The sequence below is a fragment of the Bradyrhizobium japonicum USDA 6 genome (genome assembly GCF_000284375.1).
Classification (GTDB): Bacteria; Pseudomonadota; Alphaproteobacteria; order Rhizobiales; family Xanthobacteraceae; genus Bradyrhizobium; species Bradyrhizobium japonicum.
In genome coordinates, this window is sequence record NC_017249.1 from 2,015,036 (window position 1) to 2,037,607 (window position 22,572).

At 63.9% G+C, this 22,572-nt stretch carries 21 protein-coding genes; 12 read left to right on the forward strand and 9 right to left on the reverse strand.

The window, feature by feature from the left end; translation table 11 throughout:
• The first annotated feature begins 94 nt into the window (after positions 1-94).
• From BJ6T_RS09445 to BJ6T_RS09460, 4 genes are all read left to right on the forward strand, one after another.
• The gene (locus BJ6T_RS09445; RefSeq protein ID WP_014492095.1) at positions 95-1,705 is read left to right on the forward strand and encodes an acyl-CoA synthetase; all 1,611 of its coding nucleotides are present in this window, start codon (positions 95-97) and stop codon (positions 1,703-1,705) included.
• A gap of 13 nt (positions 1,706-1,718) precedes the next feature.
• On the forward strand, positions 1,719-2,186 hold the full coding sequence (locus BJ6T_RS09450) for a MarR family transcriptional regulator (RefSeq protein WP_014492096.1): 468 nt from the start codon (positions 1,719-1,721) through the stop codon (positions 2,184-2,186).
• A gap of 80 nt (positions 2,187-2,266) precedes the next feature.
• Positions 2,267-2,635, forward strand: coding sequence for a YybH family protein (locus BJ6T_RS09455; RefSeq protein WP_014492097.1), 369 nt, complete (start codon positions 2,267-2,269; stop codon positions 2,633-2,635).
• Positions 2,636-2,637: 2 nt separating this feature from the next.
• Positions 2,638-3,081, forward strand: coding sequence for a hypothetical protein (locus tag BJ6T_RS09460; protein ID WP_014492098.1), 444 nt, complete (start codon positions 2,638-2,640; stop codon positions 3,079-3,081).
• Positions 3,082-3,083: 2 nt separating this feature from the next.
• Here the strand turns inward: BJ6T_RS09460 and BJ6T_RS09465 are convergent, their stop codons facing one another.
• A complete protein-coding gene (locus BJ6T_RS09465; RefSeq protein WP_014492099.1) occupies positions 3,084-5,315 on the reverse strand; it encodes an ATP-binding protein in 2,232 nt (743 codons plus the stop codon).
• A gap of 301 nt (positions 5,316-5,616) precedes the next feature.
• Here BJ6T_RS09465 and BJ6T_RS09470 point away from each other — a divergent pair, with 301 nt between their 5' ends.
• Positions 5,617-6,387, forward strand: a complete 771-nt coding sequence (locus BJ6T_RS09470; RefSeq protein WP_014492100.1) for a DUF2189 domain-containing protein — start codon at positions 5,617-5,619, stop codon at positions 6,385-6,387.
• Positions 6,388-6,541: 154 nt separating this feature from the next.
• On the opposite strand, the gene BJ6T_RS09475 is transcribed toward BJ6T_RS09470, so the two are convergent.
• Genes BJ6T_RS09475 through BJ6T_RS09485 form a run of 3 tightly spaced genes read right to left on the reverse strand, consistent with a single transcriptional unit; the run spans position 6,542 to position 7,828 of the window.
• The gene (locus tag BJ6T_RS09475; RefSeq protein WP_014492101.1) at positions 6,542-7,054 is read right to left on the reverse strand and encodes an SRPBCC family protein; all 513 of its coding nucleotides are present in this window, start codon (positions 7,052-7,054) and stop codon (positions 6,542-6,544) included.
• Entirely contained in the window at positions 7,051-7,521 is a 471-nt protein-coding gene (locus tag BJ6T_RS09480; RefSeq protein WP_014492102.1) for an SRPBCC family protein, read from the reverse strand. The genes BJ6T_RS09475 and BJ6T_RS09480 overlap by 4 nt, the downstream gene beginning before the upstream one ends.
• Complete coding sequence (locus BJ6T_RS09485; protein ID WP_008544842.1) at positions 7,514-7,828, reverse strand: ArsR/SmtB family transcription factor; 315 nt, start codon at positions 7,826-7,828, stop codon at positions 7,514-7,516. The genes BJ6T_RS09480 and BJ6T_RS09485 overlap by 8 nt, the downstream gene beginning before the upstream one ends.
• Before the next feature lie 116 nt (positions 7,829-7,944).
• On the opposite strand from BJ6T_RS09485, the gene BJ6T_RS09490 reads away from it, so the two are divergent.
• From BJ6T_RS09490 to BJ6T_RS09505, 4 genes are all read left to right on the forward strand, one after another.
• A complete protein-coding gene (locus BJ6T_RS09490; protein WP_014492103.1) occupies positions 7,945-9,393 on the forward strand; it encodes an LVIVD repeat-containing protein in 1,449 nt (482 codons plus the stop codon).
• A gap of 2 nt (positions 9,394-9,395) precedes the next feature.
• Positions 9,396-9,938 carry a hypothetical protein gene (locus BJ6T_RS09495; RefSeq protein ID WP_014492104.1) on the forward strand — a complete coding sequence of 181 codons (543 nt, stop codon included), beginning with the start codon at positions 9,396-9,398 and terminating at the stop codon, positions 9,936-9,938.
• 48 nt (positions 9,939-9,986) lie between these two features.
• A complete protein-coding gene (locus BJ6T_RS09500; RefSeq protein WP_028159437.1) occupies positions 9,987-10,604 on the forward strand; it encodes a LysE family translocator in 618 nt (205 codons plus the stop codon).
• Positions 10,605-10,688: 84 nt separating this feature from the next.
• Positions 10,689-11,672: a DUF3592 domain-containing protein gene (locus BJ6T_RS09505; RefSeq protein WP_014492106.1), complete on the forward strand. Its 984-nt coding sequence runs from the start codon at positions 10,689-10,691 to the stop codon at positions 11,670-11,672.
• On the opposite strand, the gene BJ6T_RS09510 is transcribed toward BJ6T_RS09505, so the two are convergent.
• Positions 11,669-12,475, reverse strand: coding sequence for an N-formylglutamate amidohydrolase (locus BJ6T_RS09510; protein ID WP_014492107.1), 807 nt, complete (start codon positions 12,473-12,475; stop codon positions 11,669-11,671). The genes BJ6T_RS09505 and BJ6T_RS09510 overlap by 4 nt on opposite strands.
• A 204-nt stretch (positions 12,476-12,679) precedes the next feature.
• Here BJ6T_RS09510 and BJ6T_RS09515 point away from each other — a divergent pair, with 204 nt between their 5' ends.
• Positions 12,680-13,078 (forward strand): gamma-glutamylcyclotransferase family protein, encoded by a 399-nt coding sequence (locus tag BJ6T_RS09515; RefSeq protein ID WP_028169845.1) that lies wholly within the window; start codon positions 12,680-12,682, stop codon positions 13,076-13,078.
• Here the strand turns inward: BJ6T_RS09515 and BJ6T_RS09520 are convergent.
• Positions 13,075-13,638, reverse strand: coding sequence for a chlorite dismutase family protein (locus tag BJ6T_RS09520; RefSeq protein WP_028169846.1), 564 nt, complete (start codon positions 13,636-13,638; stop codon positions 13,075-13,077). The genes BJ6T_RS09515 and BJ6T_RS09520 overlap by 4 nt on opposite strands.
• Before the next feature lie 192 nt (positions 13,639-13,830).
• Here BJ6T_RS09520 and dnaG point away from each other — a divergent pair, with 192 nt between their 5' ends.
• Entirely contained in the window at positions 13,831-15,849 is a 2,019-nt protein-coding gene (dnaG, locus tag BJ6T_RS09525; protein ID WP_014492110.1) for a DNA primase, read from the forward strand.
• Between the two features lie 379 nt (positions 15,850-16,228).
• A complete protein-coding gene (gene rpoD, locus BJ6T_RS09530) occupies positions 16,229-18,388 on the forward strand; it encodes an RNA polymerase sigma factor RpoD (protein WP_014492111.1) in 2,160 nt (719 codons plus the stop codon).
• Positions 18,389-18,498: 110 nt separating this feature from the next.
• Here rpoD and BJ6T_RS09535 read toward each other — a convergent pair whose 3' ends face one another.
• From BJ6T_RS09535 to BJ6T_RS09545, 3 genes are all read right to left on the reverse strand, one after another.
• A complete protein-coding gene (locus tag BJ6T_RS09535; RefSeq protein WP_014492112.1) occupies positions 18,499-18,735 on the reverse strand; it encodes a hypothetical protein in 237 nt (78 codons plus the stop codon).
• Between the two features lie 617 nt (positions 18,736-19,352).
• Positions 19,353-20,294: an OmpA family protein gene (locus BJ6T_RS09540; RefSeq protein ID WP_014492113.1), complete on the reverse strand. Its 942-nt coding sequence runs from the start codon at positions 20,292-20,294 to the stop codon at positions 19,353-19,355.
• A 291-nt stretch (positions 20,295-20,585) separates the two neighbouring features.
• Positions 20,586-22,520 carry an MFS transporter gene (locus BJ6T_RS09545; protein ID WP_014492114.1) on the reverse strand — a complete coding sequence of 645 codons (1,935 nt, stop codon included), beginning with the start codon at positions 22,518-22,520 and terminating at the stop codon, positions 20,586-20,588.
• Positions 22,521-22,572 lie beyond the last annotated feature (52 nt).

Consider the following 22,572-nt stretch of genomic DNA (forward strand, 5'->3'; position numbering starts at 1 on the left):
TGTCCCCGGCACTCACAGGCCTAAACTCAGGTCCAATCAAGAACGTGGATGGCCGGGACAAGCCCGGCCATGACGACGCTGCCGGGAAACGACCATGCTCACCGAAGCCGCAACCTACGACGAGCTCTATCGCAACTTCCGCTGGGACGTCCCGGCACGCTTCAACATGGCGGAGGCGTGTTGCGACCGCCATGCCGACGGCACGGGCCGCCTCGCGCTGCTCTATGTCGACGAGAACGGAGTAACCACGCGCACCTCCTTCGACGAGGTCGCGGAGATGTCGCGCCGCTTCGCCAATGTGCTGAAGGCCGATGGGCTCGTGCGCGGCGACCGCGTCGCGGTGTTCCTGTCGCAGTCGCTGGAGCTGCCGATCGCGCATATGGCCGCGTTCCGATCCGGGCTGATCTCGATCCCGCTGTTCGCGCTGTTCGGCGAGGACGCGCTGGAATTCCGCCTGTCGAATTCGCAAGCAAGAGCCATCATCACTGATGAGGCGGGCTGGGAGAAGCTCACGAAGATCCGCGATCGGCTGCCCTATCTGCAGGACATCTATGTCACGAGCGGCGCGGTCCATGCCGGTGCAAAACCGTTCTGGTCGGCGATCGAAACCGCGTCCGAGGACTTTGCGACCGTCGACACCTCCGCCGATGACCCCGCCCTGATCATCTACACGTCAGGCACGACGGGCAATCCGAAAGGCGCGCTGCATGCGCATCGCGTCGTGCTTGGACACTTGCCGAATGTCGAGATGTGCCACAACTTCCTGCCGCGCCCCGGCGATCTGATGTGGACGCCGGCGGACTGGGCCTGGATCGGCGGCCTCGTCAACGGCTTGTTCGCGTTCTGGTATCACGGCATCCCCCTGGTCGGTCACCGCGCGCGAAAGTTCGAACCGCAGGCGGCGATGGAGATGATGGCCGACCTCGGTGTCCGCAACGTCTTCCTGCCGCCGACCGCGCTGAAGCTGATGCGGCAGGCTGGCGTGAAGCATCCGGGCGTCAAGCTGCGCAGCATTTTCACCGGCGGTGAATCGCTTGGCGGCGAGCTGCTCGGCTGGGTGCGCGAGACGTTCGGCATCGACGCGCATGAAGTGTTCGGCCAGACCGAATGCAATCTCGTGATCGGCAGCAATTCCAACCTGTTTCCGATCCGCCCGGGTTCGATGGGCAAGGCGACGCCGGGCTTCGACGTCCGCATCGTCAACGACAAAGGCGAGGAGCTGCCCACGGGGCAGCGCGGCATCATCGGCGTGCGTCAGCCATGCCCGTGCACGATGCTCGAATACTGGCGCAATCCGGACGCGACGGCGAAGAAATATGCCGGCGAATTCCTGCTGACCGGCGATCTCGGTACCCGGGATGAGGACGGCTATTTCTGGTATGTCAGCCGCGAGGACGACGTCATCACCACCGCCGGCTATCGCGTCGGCCCGTCCGAGATCGAGCACACGTTGATGAAGCATCCGTCGGTGGCGATGGCGGCGGTGGTCGGCATCCCCGATCCGATCCGCACCGAATCGATCAAGGCCTGGATCGTGCTGCGTCCCGGCTTCGCGGCAAGCGACACGCTCGCGCGCGAGATCCAGGAGTTCGTGAAAGTGCAGCTCGCCGCGCACGAATATCCGCGCTTCGTCGAGTTCGCGGAGACACTGCCGATGACGGCCACGGGCAAGGTGCTGCGGCGCGAGCTTCGGGCGCGGGGTTAGGCTCTTTCAGACAATGGCAAAGACGTCTCAAGCTGCGGGGCTTCACCGAGCCTCACTTCCGAAGCTGCACGATCTCGATGCGGCGCTGGAGCTCATGTATTACGGCTGGCGCGGGATGACGCTGGAGGCCGACGAATATCTTGCGAAGCAGGGCCTGTCGCGTCCACACCACCGCATCCTCTACGTGGTGGCGCGCCGGCCCGATATCGCGATCGGCTCGCTGATCGAGATCCTCGGCATCTCCAAGCAGGCCCTGAACCGGCCGCTCAATTTGCTGCTGGAGCGCAAGCTGCTGACGTCGAAGCGAGCGCCCGAGCAGCATCGCTCCAAGCTGCTGCGCCTGACGGAGGCCGGGCGACGTATCGAGCAGAGGGCATCGGACCACGAGCGCAAGGTCCTGCGCGAAGCGTTCGATCGCGCAGGGGCGTCGGGTGCGGCGGCATGGATGGCCGTCATGGGGGCGATCGCCGACAACAACTGATGATTCCTGAAGTCAACATAGTTGACATGAGGCGCGGGCTTTGCCACTTTCCCGGCAACGAGCCAGGGGAGGGCTCCGCCATGAGCGGACGGACAATGGATCGCGCAGCCGCCGAGCGCTTCGTCGCGGCATGGTGTGCGAGCTGGTGCCGGGTCGATATCGACGCGGTCGTCGCGCATTTCGCCGACGACGCACAGATGCGCAGCCCTCTGGCATTATCGCTGACCGGTTCTCCGGTCGTCACCGGCGCCGAGAACATCCGCGCCTATTGGCGCGATGCCTATGGCCACATCGAAAGCGCCGACCTGAAGATCCTGCGCTGGAGCTGGGACGAGGCGATCGCGCGCCTGACGGTGTGGTGGCAGCTCGGCGACACGCGCGCCAGCGAGTTCATGGATTTCGACGATGCGGGCCGTGTGGTGCGCAGCGAAGCCTTCTACGGAAAATGATCATGCACCTTTCGGATTTCGTCCTGCTCCTCAACACGCTCTGGTTCGGCGGCGCCTTCATCCAGTTCAGCGTCGCCCAGGGCAACACCCTGAAGATACTCCTGCCGCGCGAAGAGCGCAGCAATCCGATCGCGCCGACGCTTGCCGCCAGCGTGGCGTTCCTGGGCGGGATGAATCTGCCGATCGGGCTTTTGTCGTTCTATCTTCTGGCCGCTCGTCCGGCTTTCTTCCAGCCGATCGAGGCGCAGCTCGCGCTGTTCCTGTTCTTTGCCGCCTGCCACTTCAGCCAGTTCGCCTATAACCTTCCGGTCCTGATGCGCGGAGGGCGCGTCGGGGTGGCCTACTGGCCCGTGCTGAAAGGTCCGATGCTCAGGATCTTCGTCATCGACGCGGCTCTGTTCGTAGCCAATCTCGGCGTGGCGCTTCGGCTGGCTCTCTCTTCCTGATTTCAGCGCGGCGGCGCCGACAGAGCGGATCGCAGCATCGCGGCAAGATCCTTCCGCCGGAACGGTTTTGTCAGGATGCGGGCGTCGCCGACCCCGTCGGGCGTCTTCACGGGATTTTGGGTGTAGCCGGAGGTGAAGAGCACCTTGAGCCCGGGCCGCAAGCCGGTCGCTTGCCTGGCGAGCTCCGGCCCGAACATGCCGCCCGGCATCACGACGTCGGTGAGCAGCAGGTCGATGTCGCCGGGGCGACGCAACAATTCGAGAGCCGCGGGACCGTTCGACGCCGCGATGACGCGATAGCCCAGCGTCTTCAGCTCGCTCTCGACATAGGCCCGAACCATGTCGTCGTCCTCGACGACAAGAATGGTCTCGCTTCCGTCGGGGGCGACGATCCGTTCCGCGGGTGAGGGCTGCTCGTTTGGTGGTGTTGCAAGGCGGGGAAAGAACAGCCTGACGACGCTGCCTTGCCCCGGTTCGGACTGCATCTGCACGACCCCGCCGGATTGCCGCACAAAGCCGTAGACCATGCTCAGACCGAGGCCGGTGCCCTTGCCGACCTCCTTGGTGGTGAAGAACGGCTCGAACGCCCGGCTCGCCACCTCGGCAGTCATGCCGCTGCCGGTGTCGGTCACGGCCACCATGACGTAGTCGCCCGGCCGCGGCTCGCCGTTGACGTCAAGGTCGGATTCACCGAGCGAGGTGTTTCGCGCCTCGATCGTCAGCTTGCCGCCGAGCGGCATGACGTCACGCGCGTTGAGCACGAGATTGAGCAGCGCCGTCGTCAGCTGGCCGGGATCGACGCTGGTCAGCCACAGATCCGGTTCGAGCGCGAAGGTGCATTCGATGTGCTCGCCCAGGGGCCGGCGCAGCAGCTGCTCCATTTCGTGAATCTTCACGGCGATGTCGATGTCTCGCGGCCTCAGGGGCTGCTTGCGCGCGAAGGCGAGCAGGCTTCGCGTCAGGTCGGAGCCCCGCTCGGCGGCGGTCGCAATGTCGTTGGCGATCCGGTGCAATTCCTTGTTGCCGGCCAGCCTGTCGGCAAGATGCTCGGAGTTGCCGAGAATGACGGTCAAGAGGTTGTTGAAGTCGTGCGCCACGCCGCCGGTGAGCTGGCCCATGGCTTCCATCTTCTGGGATTGGCTGAGCTTGTGGCTGAGGTCGGCGATGGCGGCGCGTTGCTGCTCGAGCGACTCGGCGGTCCCGTTGAGCAGGGTCATCAATCCGCCCAGCTCGCCGCCCGGGTGGGGAGGCGGAATTCGCGCGCTGAGATCTCCGAGCCCAAGCTTCTTCGCCATGGTGGCGAGACGTCCGACCTGACGCCCGACGCTCACGGTTGCAAGGATCCAGACGGCCGCGAGTAGCAGCAGCGAGGCCACCGCGAGTATCGCCACATCCTCATAGAGCCGGCGATTGGCCGCCGCGACAAGTCCGTCCTCGGACCGTCCGACCATGATGTAGAGGCCGGCATCGCGGGTCGAAGGCGAGCGCGCGGCGACAGCCCAGACATGCGTCCGGCCGTCGCGATCGGTCACCTCCTGATACGCCTTTCGGTCGGGCGTTGCGGCGAAGCGGAGCAGGTCGGATCCCGCGATCGACGTGCCGACCGGCTCGGTCCAGCCTCCGCGGGACGGGGCGACCAGAACCGTTCCCTTGCTGTCGAGGAGCAGGATCTCCTTCTGGCCGAGCAGCCGCTTGTCGTGAAACTCCGCGAATTTGCGCAGGTTGAAGGAGGCGAGCAGGACCAGCTTAAGGGCGCCCGTCTCTGATCGCACCGGATAGGCGATCTGGAGCACCGATAGTCCGGTCAGCCGGCCGAATACCGGCTCGAGCGCGATGCCGCGCGACGCCAGGGCCTGTTTGAAATAGGCGCGATCCCGGAGGTCGAGGGTGCGATTGGTCCGCAGCGAATCGCAGAACAGGCTGCCGTCGGGATCGATGGTCAATATCCCGGTGAACTGTGGGTATTCCTCGCGCACTTCCGACAGGAACGCCGAGCACGCCGCCTTGTCGCGCGTGTCGAGGTCGCGCGCGCGGGCGAGACCATAGTGAAGCTGGGCGGTGCCCTGGATCTTCTCATCCAGGTCGCTTGCAATGTCGTCGGCTGTCGCGGTCAGATTGGCCAGGGCCGCGTTGATTTCGCTGCTGCGATTTTGCACGAAACGTAAGCCGACGAGGATGGCCGGCACCAGCATGGCCGCAATGACGAGTATCAGTAGCCGGGTACGCAAGCTCATCGGTCGGGCGGTCCAATTTGGTCGTCGCGCGTGCTGGTTCGAAGATGCAATCTGCGGCACCACCCTCCGCCCAGTCCATAGGCATCGCGCCGAAAAGGCCCCCGCGGGCAAAGATTTCGGCTGCGCACATCACGGATGAGTCCCCGGAGAGTTCGCCCGCGAGGCGCTGTTGGGCTGACGTCGGGGCTCCCAGGATACCGTCATTCAGCAATCAACGCGCGCGTGCGCGCAGGTCGCGAAGGCGCTAATATCGGGATCGCGCGCGACGGAGATCGTGCCGGTGACGAGGAGAGGGAGCCGCATGTCGATCTCGGGCAAAGTCGATCCGGTGGTGCGTCCCGTGGCGGCGACCGACATCGCCGAGGCGCTGGTCGAGGGTTTGCGCGATTTCCAGGCGCTGCCGCTCTACGGGCTCTGCTTCGGCGCGCTCTACGCAGGCGGCGGCATCGCCATCATGCTCTGTCTCACCGCCTTCGGCATGGTCTATCTCGTCTATCCCCTTGCGGCCGGCTTTGCATTGATCGGGCCGTTCGTGGCGATCGGTCTGTACGAGGTCAGCCGTCGCCGCGAGCGCGGCGAGCCGGTCTCCTTCGGCGGGATCTGGTCGGCGATACGCGCGCGCAGCGAGATCGGCTGGATGGCCTTCGTCACGCTGTTCGTGTTCGTGATCTGGATGTACCAGGTGCGGCTGCTCATCGCGCTGCTGCTCGGCCTGCACGCCTCGTTCTCGAGCTTGCAGGAATTCATGACAGTGGTGCTGACGACGAATGAGGGCCTGCTGTTCCTCGCCATCGGCAACGCGGTCGGTGCCGCGCTGTCGCTGATCTTGTTTTCGCTGACGGTGGTGTCGTTTCCGCTGCTGCTCGACCGCGAGGTCGATTTCGTCACCGCCATGGTGACGAGCGTGCGTGCGGTGGTGACCAGCCCGCTGCCGATGGTCTCGTGGGCCGCGGTGATCGTGATGCTGCTGATCGTCTCGGCGCTGCCGTACTTTCTCGGACTGGTCGTGACGCTGCCCGTGCTCGGGCATGCGACGTGGCATCTCTATCGGCGGCTGGTGGTGCCGGTGTAAGGTCGTCGCCTCTGCTGCTTTCGCTCTCCCCTTGGGGATGTCGCAAGGTGGGCAAAGCGAAGCGTGCCCACCATTCAGAAAGATGGTGGGCACGGCGCAAGTGCGCCTTTGCCCACCCTACGATTCCGAGTTCGCGGAGACAGACCCGTCTCGGTCACGGCGTCTTGATCCCCATCGCCTTCAACGCCGCCAGCATCTGCGCCGGGGGTGTCATTTTGATCTGCGGCGCCTTGCCGGTTTCCAGCAAACTCTTCAGTCCCGACAGGATCGCGGGCCAGCCGGTGCGGCCGCCGGAGAGGATGTCGTCGCTGAGTGCGCGGTCGTGGCGTTCGCTCATGGTGAGGCGGACGGCCTCGCCGGCTTGCTCGATCTCGTAGGTGACGAGCGTGGTGCCGAGCTTTGCGACGAGGTCGGGCCAGTTGACGTTCCATGTCACCGTCAGCTTGTTCGGCGGATCGTATTCGAAGACTTCGCCCGAGATGTGCTCGGAACCGTCAGGCGCGCGCACGATGAACCTGCCGCCGAACCTCCGTTCCATCTCCACGGCAAAGCCGGAAAAGTACTTCCTGCTGAACTCGGCCGAGGTCAGCGCTTCCCAGACCTTCTCCGGCGTGGAGACGATGTAGATGGTGTAGACCGTCAGCGGTTTGAACTGATCGAGGTTCATTTTGCGTCGAATCCCTTGTTGAGGGCTGCGCGTGGAATGCCGAGCAGCTTGCCGGTCTCGAGCAGGCTCTTGAGCTGGGACAGGATCGCCGGCCAGCCGTTGGAGACGGCGCCGAGATATTTGCCACCCTCGACGAAGCCGTCATGCAACACGGTCAAACGCACGAGCGAGCCGAACGGTTCGATCGTGAAGACGACACGCGATATCGGCTCGCCGCGCAGCTCTTCGAACTTCTGGTGCTTGAAGCTGTAGGACAGGCGGCGCGGCGGATCGGCCTCCAGAATCTCGCCGGAATCGGTGACCTCGCCGTCGAGCGTGAGCGCGAAGGGCGAGCCGACCTTCCAGTCCGACCGGACCTCGGCGCCGAACCAGTATTGCCTGGTGAACTCGCTCGACGTCAGCGCCTCCCACAGCTTCTCCGGCGTGGTCTCGATATAGCTCACATAGACGAATTGGGGCTTACTCATCGCGCTTCTCCAACTGACGTTTCAACTCGCTGAGCGCGGCGAGCTTGCCGCGCTCGAACTTCCTGATCCAGCGTTCGCCGATCTGATGGATCGGCACCGGATTGAGGTAATGCAGCTTCTCGCGGCCATGCCTGATGGTCGTGACCAGATTGGCCTCTTCGAGAATGACAAGGTGCTTGGTTACGGCCTGGCGCGTCATCGCGAGGCCTTCGCAGAGTTCGTTCAGCGTCTGGCCGTTCCTGGCGTGAAGCCTGTCCAGCAGCGACCGTCGTGACGCATCGGCGAGCGCTTTGAAGACCTCATCCATGGCGGCGATAATAGGCAACCAAATGGTTGCATGTCAAGATGGTGTCTTTGGCGCCCGGAAATGGCTGTGCTAGCCTTGAAGCTCAGCCAACGCAGATTGGTTCCGGGAGAGCTTTGATGTTCCGTTGCTTCTCACTCGCTGCAGGCCTTGTCCTTTTCGCCTGCAGCACCACGGCCCAGGCGCAACAGAAGCAGACCATCGGCGCGCCGCCGGAAGCGTCCAATATGAAGCTGGTCGGCACCAACGACCTGCAGGCGCGCAGCGCGTACCAGCCGACCATCCATCACCAGGGTGCGCGCTGGATCGCCTATATCGGCCATCACGGCGGCACCGACGACGTGCCCGCGCCCGTCAATCCGATGACGGGGCAGGCCGAACCGAATGGAACGTCCATCGTCGACGTCACCGATCCCGCGCGTCCAAAATATCTGCGGCATCTGCCGGGACAGGAAGGCAAGTACGAATCCGGCGGCGCGCAGATGGTGCGGGTCTGCGACGGCAAGTCGCTGCCGAAGGGCGATCCCAATGCGGTCTACATGCTCCGCACCTTCGGCAGCGAGGCGCACGAGATCTGGAACGTCGCCGATCCCGCAAATCCCGTGCTCGTTACGCGCATCGGCGGCCTGAAGGACACCCACAAGAGCTGGTGGGAGTGCGACACCGGCATCGCCTTTCTCGTCTCCGGCGCGCCGGACTGGCGCACGCGGCGCATGACGCAAGTCTACGACCTCGGCGATCCCGCGCATCCGCAGAAAATCCGCGATTTTGGCCTGCCCGGCCAGGAGCCCGGCTCGACCGGCGCCGTGCCGACCGAATTGCACGGGCCGATCTCGACCGGACCCGACGGCAATCGCGTGTTCTTCGGCTACGGCACCAACAAGGGCGGAATTTTGCAGATCGTCGATCGCGACAAGTTGCTGAACGGGCCGAAGGAGCCGACACCGGAGAATCTGCGCTATCCCGAGATCTCGCGCATGCCGATGTCCGCCTTCAACGGCGCGCATACGACGTTCCCGATGCTCGACATGCCGGTCACCGAATTCGCCGAGGACAAGGACGGCAAGACCCGCGACATCGTCATGATCGTCGACGAGGCGATCCTGAACGAATGCGGCGAGGCGCGGCAGATGGTGTGGTTCGCCGACGTCACCACCGAGACGCGGCCGATGATGATCTCGAGCTACACCGTGCCGGAGGCGGGCGGACAGTTCTGCCAGCGCGGCGGCCGCTTCGGCTCGCACTCCTCGAACGAGAGCATGGCGCCGGTCTATTACAAGAAGATGGCCTTCATCGCCTTCTTCAATGCGGGCGTGCGCGCGCTCGACATCCGCGATCCCTATCACCCGAAGGAGGTCGGCTATTTCATCCCGGCGATCACGCAGGCCACCGACAAACGCTGCATTCCCGTCGAGGGCGGCGAGCGCTGCAAGGTCGCGATCCAGACCAACAATGTCGAGACCGATGATCGCGGCTACATCTACATCGTCGACCGCGCCAACACCGGCCTGCATATCCTCGAGCTGACCGGACCGGCGCGCGCGGCCGCCGGCCTGCCGAGGAACTGACGATGCGGCGCGGGGCGGCGATTGCGGCCGTGGCTATCGCGCTCGGTGTGTCCGGCGTCGGGGCCTATCGGCTTGCGCCGGCGCTGGCGGCGGAATCGGCGGGCTGGCGCGAAATCGCATGGCCGTTCCCGCGCGACGGCTGGCCCGCCGGCCGCGCGTTCCGCTGCGACGGCGCCTGCGCGGGCACCGAGCTCTACGTGCGCGCCAAGCGCGGCTTCTGCAATTGCGACCGCGGCGTCGCCGACGATGATGAGGTCGATCGCGTTGCCGACGTCGATCTGATCAGCCCGCGTTTTGCCGCCGTCGCACCGGGCGAGGAGGTGGGACTTGGCGAGATGCGCGGCCGTGCCAGGCGCTATGATCTCGATATGGCCGACGGTGTCCGTCATGCCGCGATCGGCATCGCCGTCTCGCGCCGCTGCGATCTCTTCGTCGCTGCGGTCCAGGGGCATGGCGAAGCCGGCGTCGTGCAGCGTGCGGCGCTGGCGTTCCTGGAGAGGCCGGAGATGAAGCTATGGGCGACCGCAGCGCTGGACGGACAGTGAGTGTCATGCATTAATGCGCCAAACCGCTCTCAGCGAGTCCTCCCCATGATGTCCATGCAAGCCTATTTCGCCTTCGTCGCCGCCTGCATTGCGCTGGCGTTGCTGCCGGGGCCCATCGTGACCCTCGTCATCGCCAACGGCCTGCGCCACGGCACACGCGCGGCGCTGACCAACATTCTCGGCGTGCAGATGGGGCTGTTGATCGTGATCGGCATCCTCGCAGTCGGTCTCACCTCGCTCATGGCGACAATGGGCTATTGGTTCGACTGGGTGCGCTTTGCAGGCGCGGCCTATCTGGTCTGGCTCGGCATCAAGCTGATCCGCGCTCCGGTTGAAGGCGTCGACACCGACGCGCCTCCGCCTCCCCCTCGCGGCGGCTTTCTCTTGCAGGGCTTCGTCGTGGCGTTGTCGAACCCGAAGCTGCTGGTGTTCTTCGGCGCGTTCATTCCGCAATTTATGGACATGAGCAAGGATCACCTGTCGCAGGTCCTGGTGCTCGGAATCACCTTCATGGTGCTTGCCGGCCTGACGGACGGAATCTACGCGCTGCTTGCCGGTCAGGTCCGCGGCTTTTTCTCGGCGCGCCGCACCCGCTTGGTGTCGCGCGTCTCCGGCGGCTTCATGATCGGCGGCGGCATCTGGCTGGCGCTTATCCGGGCCAAATAACCCTTTCTCAAGCCGGTTCGGCTTGAACCCTTCGCGGCGGCGATGCGTCCAATCGGCCATTGCCGCTGACGAAGGAATTTTGCCGTGCCCGATCTGCCCTGGTTCGTCTATGCGATGCTGCTCGCACCGCTCGGGCTGTTATTGGTCGCCGCCGTTGTGAAGACCTGGCAGGTGCGCGAGGCGCGAAGCTGGCCGCAGGCACCGGGCAAGGTCGTCCGTTCGGTCGCCGAGGTGCGCGAGGTCAGGGTGTCCGACAGCGACCGCGAGGAAGGCTATCGGCTCGAGAGCCGTAATTTTGCGAACGTGACTTACGAATATTCGGTCGGCAGCCGCAGGCTGAGCTGTAACCGCATCTCGATCGGCGAGGACCTCGGCAATTTCGAGGTCGCCGAGAAGCTCGCAAGATATCCCGCCGGCAGCATCGTCACCGTCTACTACAATCCGCGCCATCCCGATCAGGCCGTGCTCGAGCGCGACCTGCCCAAGGGGCTGTGGGGCTGCCTCGGCATCGGCACGGCGATCGCGTTTGGCATCGTGTTCGGCTCGGCGTTCGGTCTTAACCAGACTTATGCCTACCTTGCGCACCACATCGGGCGGCCCGATCTCGCGGGGCTCGTTGTCGGCTTCGGCGCGTTCGGCCTCGTCATCGCGCTGATGGGGTATGGCGTGCGGCGGCAGGCGTTGAAGGCGGCGCGCTGGCCGGTGGTGCCGGGCACGATCAAGCTGTCGGGGATCGAGCACTATCACGAGGCCAGCGAGCCGGGCGAGCGCCGCGGCACCGAGATGTTCGGCAAGCGCGTGACCTACACCTATCGCTATCAGAACGTCAGCTACACCAATGAATGCGCGCGCGTCGCGGCCGGGACGCAGTCCGGGTCCGACGAGATGTTGAAGAAGCTGATGTCGCGCTACAAGCGGGGCGCGACCGTCGAGGTGCGCGTCAATCCCGACAATCCGGCCGAGGCAACGCTGGATACAAGCGGCCCCGTCCGCATCGCCTGGCTGTTGTGGGGCATCGCTGCGATTTTCGCTGCGCTCGCGGTGTTCGTCGCGACGCGGGCCAGCTAGTCGACCAGCCTCTCCCTGCGCAACTCCAGCTCGATCTCCGCAAAAATCCTTCCCAGCCGTTCCGCCCATTGCTGCTGGCCGGACTGATCCGCGATCAGATCCTGGCGGATCTCGATGCCAGTGTTGACGAGGCCGCGGGCTTCGCCATGGACGGGGATGGTGTAGTCGCTGAGGTCGCTCACCGCGTAGGGCTCGTTGTCGCCGACGACGAGATCGCCTTCAGCGCGCAAATGCTTCAGCAGCAGCTGCGGCAGCACGGTGTCGCGGTTATACAGCGCGGCGATGTGCCAGGGCCGGGCAACGCCGGCATAAACCGGCGTGAAGCTGTGCAGCGACACCAGCACCGTCGGCCGCGTATCGTGCAGGCGGCGGTCGATCGCGGCATCGATGCGGCGGTGATAGGGCTCGAAGATCTCGCGCCGCCGCGCCGCGCGCTCGCCCTCGGTGATGCCCTCGTTGCGCGGGATCGCGGTCGCCTCGGATATCACGGGGATCGAGCTTGCAACGCCGGGTGAGCGGTTGCAGTCGATCACGAGCCGCGAATAGCGCTGCGCGATCAGATGCGCATCGAGCATTTCTGCCAGCCGCTCGGCGACGCCGGCAATGCCGATGTCCCAGGCGATGTGCCGCGTCAGCTCGCTTTCCGCGACGCCGAGGTCGCCGAGCGCGCGCGGCAGAATCCGTCCGTAATGATCCGAGGTGAGCAGGAAAGGCGATGCCCCATCCGCATTGACCTCATGCACCGGCGAAATGTCCCCCGCGCCGAGCAGTTGATCGGTCGCGTCGGCCGTGTTCAAGTCCATCCTGATTGCCTATGGAAAAACAGCTGCCCTCTGAATTGGGCAGCAATCGCTTGCAGGTCGGTCCACCCAAAATCATCATGATCGCCAGACGATGCCGTTGCAGGCGATTCATCACAAGACCAAATCTTGCTTGCCCCCGGGACTTCGCTGGGACGAGGAAACGTGCGGCTGTCGTTTCGCTCGATTGACGGCTATAGACACCCCATGACCTCCGATCGTCTTTTCGTCTACGGCACCCTGATGCGCGGCTTCGACCATCCGATGGCGCGGCTGCTTGCAGGACATGCGGACTTTTTGGGTGACGCGACGTGTCGCGGCCGGCTCGTTCTCGTAAAGCACTATCCCGGATTGCTGCTGTCGAACGAGGCCTCCCATGTCGTCCATGGTGAGCTTTTTCAATTGCGCGTGCCCGACGAGCTGCTGCGCGAGCTCGACATGTACGAAGCCTGTGGCGAGGGCTTTCCGGAGCCGACCGAATATCTGCGCGAGCTGATTGACGTGACGTTGCCTGACGGCGCAACGGAGAAGGCTTGGACCTACGTCTACAACTGGCCCGTCAGCGGTCTACCCGTCATCGGGACCGGACGCTTCCTGGATCATTAGGCCGACAGCACTTCCTTCACCACGCGCACATCCACTTCGCGCTCGACGTAGGTCCACTCCTCGGTCTGCCTGAGCATCGCCACCAGCTCTTCGAACAGCGAGGCATCCGCGGGTGCGAACTCGAACCAGGTCAGGAAGTCGAAGGGGCCGCCGAGGTCGCGGCTGTGGTAGAGCTGCCGGGCGATCGCTGGCAGGAAGCGCAGGCTGCTTGCGATGTGGTGCGACTTGTCTTCGAAGATCTTGCGGCGCTCTTCCTGCGTCAGGTCCCACCAGGCTTGCGACTTGCGGATCGGGATCAGCGCCGCGGAGGTGGCCTCGAGCCGGCCGAGCCCGGCCTGCACCGCGGTGAGCTGCTCCTGCTCGGCGCGCTCGGTATAGCGCAAGCTGCTCGCAACGCCCGCCAGTCGCCACGCATTGCGCGAGGGCACCAGCGGCAACGCGACGGCATCGCTGTCGACGACCGACAGCGCCGGCACGAAGGGCAGGGGCTCGCCCGTCACGGGCGAAATCGAGGTGACGCGCCAACCCCCGCTATGGCCGCCTCGAAACGTCCTGAACATGGCCTATCGAAGCGCGGAACCGGGCCGGATTCAAGCTTTCTGTCGTTCCGGGCTCGCGCTCCGCGCGCCCCGGAACGACGGAAGGGGCTGTGAACAGCGCGTATAATCCTGACAAACCTGACTTTTGGCCGGGCCGCACCTATATCCCTGATCCTTCGCCCGACTCACCCGGATTCGCGTTACACACACGCCATGCGCTTCACGCCCCAGTTCCTCGACGAGCTTCGTGCCCGGCTTTCGGTCTCCGAAGTCGTGGGCAAGCGCGTGAAGCTGAAGAAGGCCGGGCGGGAATGGAAGGGGCTGTCGCCGTTCCAGCAGGAGAAGACGCCGTCCTTCTACGTCAACGACCAGAAGGGATTTTACCACGACTTCTCCTCCGGCAAGCACGGCGACATCATCACCTTCGTGATGGAGACCGACGGCCTGCCGTTCGCGGAGGCCGTCGAGCGGCTCGCCGGCATGGCGGGGCTGGCGCTGCCGGCGGTGACGCCGGACGCGGCGCGGCACGAGCAGCGGCGCCGCACGCTGCATGACGTGATGGAGCTCGCCGCAAAATTCTTCGCCGAGACGCTGGCCTCGCGCGTCGGCGCCAAGGCGCGCGGCTATCTCGCCGATCGCGCGATCTCGCCGGCGACGCAGGTGCAGTTCCGCCTCGGCTATGCGCCCCCGCCGCCCGAGCGCTTCGCGCTCAAGGAGCATCTCGGAAAGCTCGGCGTCTCGGTCGAGGACATGATCGAGACCGGGCTCCTCGTTGCCGGCAACGACATTCCCGTGCCCTACGATCGCTTCCGCGATCGCGTGATGTTTCCGATCACGGATCTGCGTGGCCGCGTCATCGCCTTCGGCGGGCGCGCGCTGGAGAAGGACGTTCCGGCAAAATACCTGAACTCGCCGGAGACCCCGCTCTTCCACAAGGGCGACAATCTCTACAATCACCAGACCGCGCGCAAAGCCACGCATGATGGCAGCGCGCTGATCGTGGTCGAAGGCTATGTCGACGTCATCGCCATGGTGACGGCAGGCTTTGCAGGTGCCGTGGCGCCGCTCGGCACCGCGCTGACCGAAAACCAGCTCGCGCTGCTCTGGAGGATGGCGGACGAGCCGATCCTCTGCTTCGACGGCGACAGGGCCGGACAGAAGGCGGCTTACCGTGCCGCCGACCTCGCCTTGCCATTTCTTGCGCCGGGCAAGAGCCTGCGTTTTGCGCTGTTGCCGGAAGGGCAGGACCCCGACGATCTCGTCCGCTCGGGCGGCCGCGGTGCGATCGAGGATGTCATCGCGGCGGCGAAGCCGCTCGCCGAGATGATCTGGTCGCGCGAGCTCGAAGGCGGCAACTTTGCCACGCCCGAGCGTCGCGCCGCGCTGGAAGCGCGCGTCAAGGAGCTGTCCAACGGCATCCGCGACGAGGTGGTGCGGCGCTACTATCGCGACGATTTCGCCGAACGGCTTCGACGCACCTTCGCGCCCGAGGGCGGGCGCGGCGGCTTTGCCGGCCGGGGCAATTTCCAGGGCAATTCCGGCCGCTCCTTCCAGCCCCGCAGCGGGGGGCAGGCGAATCGATTTGGGGGCCAGGGATTCGGTAGCCAAGGGCGGCGTGGAGCCCCGGGGCCTGCCATGATTCCCTCAGGCCCCTACCAGGCGGCGAGCCCCCAGCTGGCGGCCAGCCCGATCATGAAGGGCCAGCGCAGCGCCATATCCCGTCGCGAAGCCCTGATCCTGCAAATCCTGATCAACCACCCCTGGCTGCTGCACGACCATCTTGAGGAGGTCGCCGCCCTGGAGCTGGCCCACCCCGAGGCCCATAAGCTCCGGGCCGGCATCATCGCCGCCTTCGCCAACGACCACCACCACTCGCCGGACCCCGGCGAGCAGGCCGAGAAGATGCGAGCCGACATCGAGAAGGGTGGATTCTCACAGCTCCTTCAAAGGGTTGAGAGCGGCATCACCACCGCAGCGGTGTGGGGTGCCCGCGAGGGCGCCGCCCGGGACGATGTTCTCTCAACCTGGCACCAGCTCGTTGCCTTGCATCGGCAATACCATTCACTACTTAGAGAGCTGAAGGACGCCGAGCTGGCCTTGGGGGAGGACCCCAGCGAGGCCAATTTGGCGTGGCTGCGTGACGTCAAGGCTCGGATAGGAGAAGTCGACGGTACCGAGGCCCTGATCGAGGGTTTTGGCGAGCTGTCGGGCCGGTTCCAGAAGAGCGTGTGATGAAAGAATCATGCGGACGGCCGGGACCGGAACCGCTAAAAGACTCGCCAAATCCAAGGTTTGGCGGCAAAAACAGGGTTAATCGAGGCTTAACGGTCTTGTAGCACTTTGGCCACCAGGCGGCCGCAGGCAGAACAGACGCGTCAGGAATGAATCCGCGCAATCGCTGTTGGCACTACACCTGCATCCGCTGCGACAAAGGGGCTCACGAAGCGTTAGGCAAATCCGGCGAGAGAAAAGGTCGGGGTGGCGAGAGATATCCGCGCCGCCCTTTCCGTGTCGCGATCTGACGAAGCGAGAGCGTCGAACAACAGGTTCAAGTGAATTCAGGCGGGCGGGCCGTTCGGCCTTCTGCATGAAGCGCGTTTAGGAGCAATGGATGGCCACCAAGGCAAAGACGCTGCAGGCGAAGGACAAAGAGAAAGACGACAAGGCAGCGGACGCGCCGGAGAAGGACTCCCAGGACGCGCCGTCGCCGTTGCTCGATCTGTCCGACGCGGCCGTGAAGAAGATGATCAAGCAGGCCAAGAAGCGCGGCTTCGTGACCTTCGATCAGCTCAACGAAGTTTTGCCGTCCGACCAGACCTCCCCCGAGCAGATCGAGGACATCATGTCCATGCTCTCGGACATGGGCATCAACGTCACCGAAGCCGACGATAGCGACGGCGACGAGGACAAGGACGAGGGCGGCGAGGACGAGACCGACAACGAGCTCGTCGAGGTCACCCAGAAGGCCGTCACCGAGGTCAAGAAGAGCGAGCCGGGCGAGCGCACCGACGACCCCGTGCGCATGTATCTGCGCGAGATGGGCACGGTCGAGCTCCTGTCCCGCGAAGGCGAAATCGCGATTGCGAAGCGCATCGAGGCCGGCCGCGAGGCGATGATCGCAGGCCTCTGCGAAAGCCCGCTGACCTTCCAGGCCATCATCATCTGGCGCGACGAGCTCAACGAAGGCAAGATCTTCCTTCGCGACATCATCGATCTCGAAGCGACCTATGCCGGGCCCGACGCCAAGGGCGGCATGAACACCGCGATGATCGGCGGTCCGACCGGCGAGAACGGCGAAGCGTCCGCCGAAGGCGGCGAGGCCGCAGCCGTGAACGGAGCTGCGCCGGCGCATGTCGCGCCGCCCGCCGCGCCGCCGTCGCCGACCCCGTTCCGCGCGGCGCCTGCGCCCGGCAATGCCGGCGAAGGCGAGAAGGATCCGGGCGAAGCCGCCGCCGAAGCCGACATGGACGAGGACGACGAGTTCGAGAACCAGATGTCGCTCGCGGCCATCGAGGCCGAGCTCAAGCCCAAGGTCGTCGAGATCTTCGACAAGATCGCCGACAGCTACAAGAAGCTGCGCAAGCTTCAGGAGCAGGACATCCAGAACCAGCTCGAGAGCACCTCGCACGGGCCCTCGCTCTCGCCGCACCAGGAACGCAAATATCGCAAGCTGAAGGACGAGATCATCGTCGAGGTGAAGTCGCTGCGCCTGAACCAGGCGCGTATCGACTCACTGGTCGAGCAGCTCTACGACATCAACAAGCGCCTCGTCTCGCACGAGGGCCGCCTGATGCGCCTTGCCGACAGCCATGGCGTCGCGCGCGAGGACTTCCTGCGCAACTACACCGGCTCGGAGCTCGATCCGCGCTGGCTCAACCGCGTCTCGAAGCTCTCGGCCAAGGGCTGGAAGAACTTCGTCCATATCGAGAAGGACCGCATCAAGGACCTCCGTCACGAGGTGCACCAGCTCGCCGCGCTCACCGGCCTCGAGATCGTCGAATTCCGCAAGATCGTGCACTCCGTGCAGAAGGGCGAGCGCGAGGCACGCCAGGCCAAGAAGGAGATGGTGGAAGCCAACCTCCGTCTCGTGATCTCGATCGCCAAGAAGTACACCAACCGCGGCCTTCAGTTCCTCGACCTGATCCAGGAAGGTAACATCGGCCTGATGAAGGCCGTCGACAAGTTCGAGTACCGCCGCGGCTACAAGTTCTCGACCTACGCGACATGGTGGATCCGGCAGGCGATCACCCGCTCGATCGCCGACCAGGCGCGCACCATCCGCATCCCCGTGCACATGATCGAGACGATCAACAAGATCGTGCGCACCTCGCGCCAGATGCTCAACGAGATCGGCCGCGAGCCGACCCCGGAAGAGCTCGCCGAGAAGCTCGGCATGCCCCTGGAGAAGGTCCGGAAGGTCCTCAAGATCGCCAAGGAGCCGCTGTCGCTGGAAACCCCGGTCGGTGACGAAGAGGATTCACACCTCGGCGATTTCATCGAGGACAAGAACGCGATCCTGCCGATCGACGCCGCGATCCAGTCGAACCTGCGCGAGACCACGACGCGCGTGCTGGCGTCGCTGACGCCGCGCGAAGAGCGCGTGCTGCGCATGCGCTTCGGCATCGGCATGAACACCGACCACACGCTGGAGGAAGTCGGCCAGCAGTTCTCGGTGACCCGCGAACGTATCCGCCAGATCGAGGCGAAGGCGCTGCGGAAGCTGAAGCATCCGTCGAGGTCGCGGAAGCTGCGGTCGTTCCTGGACAACTAATTCGAATCGTCTTGCCCGGGCCTGACCCGGGCATTCATCCAAACGAAAACGGCGGGCCGAAAGCCCGCCGTTATTGTTTGTGCTGACGCTTCGCGCCTCGCGCCCAGCGCCTATTTCTTCTTCACCCCGACCCGCTCGATCCGCTTGATCTCGAGCGCCGGGCGGCCGGACTTTTCGGCGATCTCGCGGTCCTGCTCCATGATGAAGCCGCGCGCGGGTTCGTCGCCGTCGAGGCCGCCGAGCAGTTCCGAGGGCACGCGGCGGTTGGAGCGTTGGGAATCGTCTTCATAGAAGACGTTGAAGAAGGCGAATTCGCCTTTGGGATTGGTTCCAGGTTTCTTGGCCATGGCGGCTTGTCGTCGATCAGGGGCCCGCAGTCAAATGACTTCGGCGGTTTGTCGACACCAGCATTAAGCCAGGGCGCTAACCAGCAGTGGGGCTGTCTTGATTGCGATACTCGTCGAGGAGCGGCGCCAGGCGCCTGCTGTGACCCTTCGCTCAATAAACGGCGGGCCGCAAAGCCCGCCGTTTATTTTTGGTCTTCAGCGTCGCCCGGGGCTGGCGGGGCGACAACCTAGAATAGAAGACTATAACTTGCGCCATAGCGTGGCAAGGCAAATCGTTGACGCTGTGATGTCGCATCGAGCGCGTCAGATATGCGCCGGTCGCGATGTCTGGTTTCGATGCGCATCAAAGCAATTGTTTGGATGGCTAAATCACTTTGTTCATATTTCCCGCTGTCGCAACGCAACGAGAGGTGCGCGCTATGTAGGAAAGCGCATTCGCCTGCACGTCCTCCCGTTTGCCCGCGTAGGTTGTGTTCCGTTGTGCGAACAAGTTCCATGTTCCGGCGGCACACCTCACCGCGTGCGCGTGCCGAGTTCCGGTACGGCGAGCCGCTTCTCCGCCAACATCGCCATTCGATGGATGCCCAGAGCGCAAATGGGAAAGATGAGTGAGGCCGTCACGGCGCCACCAGCTCCACGCGCCGGTTGAGCGCGCGGCCGGCGTCGGTGGCGTTGGATCCGACCGGTGCCAGCAAGCCGACGCCGGCGGTGCGCAGCCGCGTCTGCGCGATCCGAAAGTTCTTCACGAGCTCGGCTGCGACCGCTTCGGCGCGGCGCTTCGAGAGATCGAGATTGTATTCGTATGCGCCCTGGCCGTCGGTGTGGCCGACGATGAAGACGTTGAGCTGCGGCTGACTCGTCAGCAGCTTTGCTATCTGCTCCAGCGTCGGGCGGCTCTCCGGCTTCAGCACCGCCTTGTCGGTGTCGAAATAGATGCCGTAGAGCGCGATGTGGCCGGTCTCGCCAAGGCCCTTCGCCATCGCGGTAGCATCGACCATCTTGTTCGCGATTGCGCCTAATTCGGCTACGGTGACTTGTGTGTAGATGTCCTGGTTGTTCTGGCTGACGAGGACGCTGGCAAAAGTCTCGCGCCCGCCTTCGGTCTTGCGGCCGGAAAAATAGCGATAGTTGAAGCCGTCGACCCACATCTGCGGCACCGGCAGCGTGTCGATCGCCTCGGTGAAGGGAATCGCACCGCAGGCGTCGGTGTCGCAGGTGAGCAAGGTCTCGAAGCCGGCTTTCGCAAGCTGCGTCTCGAAATTGCGCGACACTTCCAGGATCGAGGGGCCCGGATTGGTGCGATAGGCGATGCGGACAATGCGGCCCTCGAGCCGCCGCGCATCGGCCGGCTGGCCGTCCCTGAAGGCGGCGGCCTGCATCCGGGCGGCGTCAAAATCCTTCATCACGTAGCCGGTGATGACGCTGCCGGTGAAACGGCCAATGCCGGGATAGTCGCGGCTGCCTGCGACATCACGGGTCTGTGCGGAGACGGCGGTGGCGGTTGAAATCAGGATGGCGAGAACGGGGAGTCCGAAGACGGTTCGCGAGGGCATCGGCATCTCTGTTTGCTGGGGAAGGAGGGCGCCACTGTTAGTCGCGCGCCCGTTTAGCCAGGTTGCCGGCGCGCCGAGCGGAAAGGCTACTTCCGCATAAACGTATGATTATCCTGCATAATTTTGTTCAGCTTGCATTCACCTCGCTGTGCTATAAATGCTGAGTGTTATTCCAAGAGCCGGTTCCAAGGAGCCAGCGATGTCGAAATATTTGAAGACCTTCTGCATAGCCCTAAGCTTCATCCTGCTCGGCTGCGCGATGGCGCAGGCCGGCATCAGCCCGCCCTAGGCTGACGATCAATCCTCGTTCGATAGGGTTTCCAGCCGCGTGCGAGTTTGCTTGAGAGATTCCCAGGCAGAGACCCAGTCGCTCGGTGAAACGCGCCCCAGGAATGGACCTTTCCGCGTGCTTAGGTCATCTTGCGCCGGCTTTGCGGTGATCTCAATCCCGTAAGTCAGGGCTTTGGTTGCGGCCCTCATGCGCGTATCCTTTTCCTGGCTGCTGAGCGCGTCCTTCTTTGCTGTCACGTATTGCACGGCGTTCAACGCGTAGGCATCGAGGATTTGCGCATAGACCAGCGCGGGCTGCTGCGGCGCAGTTGGCAGACACGACAGGTCGAGATGTGTCAATCGCTCGATATCCGTATCCGTCGTTTCCAGATACGACCGGTACTCCGGGTGATGCAGCCGGTTCTGGATGTGCGTCAGTTCGGTTGTGACATAGCTACCCAGCAGCCGTCGCAGCAGCGACAGGTTTTTGTCCGAGGACTTGCAGGGACCCGGCAGCTTTATCCCGCTACTGGTTTCGTTCAACACGGAAGGCGCCGTGCTGAGGATGTCGCGCAGAGATCCGCGCAGGATGTCCATGTTCCGTAGATGCTCGTTTCGGTAGGCTGTCGGCGCGGCGCTGCCTAGTTTCAACAGCCATTCCTCGAAATACGCTGCGAGCATCGATCGCACGCGGATCTGAAACCACTGTTCGGCCTTGCTTGGGGTGGACGTCAGCTTCTTCAGGCGTTCGTCCTGCTTTGTCAGCCATTCGTCGAATACGGAGGCTGCCGCAGCGTATTGCCCGAGCTGCACCAGAAAACTCGCATGCGCGATTGCAAAGTAGGGCCGGGTTTCGAGTGCGTTGTCGGATATGAAATCTGACAGCTTGATCGAGAGGTTATCTATCGCCTCGATTTGCGCTTTGCTTGGCGGTCCATGCTCGCGTCTGGCGCGACGCAGGCATTCCATCAAATCGGCCTTTTTCAGGGAATTATCGGTGTTGATGGCCTCTGGGCAGATCATTTTCAGCAGCGGTACACAGTCCTTTTCCACATCTGTGGGAGGGCCAAACGATTCAATGTCTGAAGCGATGCGTGCGAAATGCCGAATGAACATGCGGCTAACATATTTGCGTTGGTCTTCGCTTTGCGTGATCGTGGAGATTTGACGGAAAGCGGTAACGAAGAGCTCCAGGCTGGCATTCACGTAGAGCGCGTCCCCGGTCGTCCCCAGCCAACTCGATAGGCATTGCATCGGGGGATCCACGCTGAAGTTGGCCAGGTCTTCCGCACGTTTGAGGTGCCCGAGAAGCTCCGAGTTGGTGTCGCCGAACAGGTCCGTAATGTATGACTTGTCGCGTCTAATGATTTCCCCGAGCTGGCTGGCATAGCCGATGCCCGCAGATCCGCTGTTGGATTCGAAGTTCGAGCTGCTCGTGCTGCCCGAAAGGGGAAGAGCGCCCTGACTGGAATCACGTTTGCGCGACGGCTCGGACAACGAGAGTTCGACGCCAAATCCCTTGAAGCCGCTGATCTTGCGCGTGAGCTGATCGATCAGCCGGCTCGTCTGGTTGCCGGCCGAGCCGATCAGGCAGAACAGGATCAGCCCGATCCCTCCCAGCACCAGGCCGCGCGTGAGAGGCTTGCCCGGCGGATGGCTGAAGACGGCGTTGAGCCAGATCGCGAACAGGGGGCCGAAAAGGAAGCCGAGTACGATGTTCGTCTTGTCGCGCGTGATCTGGCCGAGCGGAGAGATCACCTCGTGCAGAAACAGGACGCCAAAGACGATCGCCAGCGAGAGCAGGACGCCGATCAGGCGCTGAGCCCATTTCGCCGCCCCCTCATCGAAATTCACATTGACGCTGCCGATGCGAAACCAGCCTCTCCGCGGCGGAATGTCGACGTAGACCAGGACTTCATAGACGATGAAGGAAAGCACGGCCGAGAGTATGAACGGTTGCATCGAACCTGCCTCTTGAAACCAGAGAACGTTGCATCATGCATAAATAGAGATG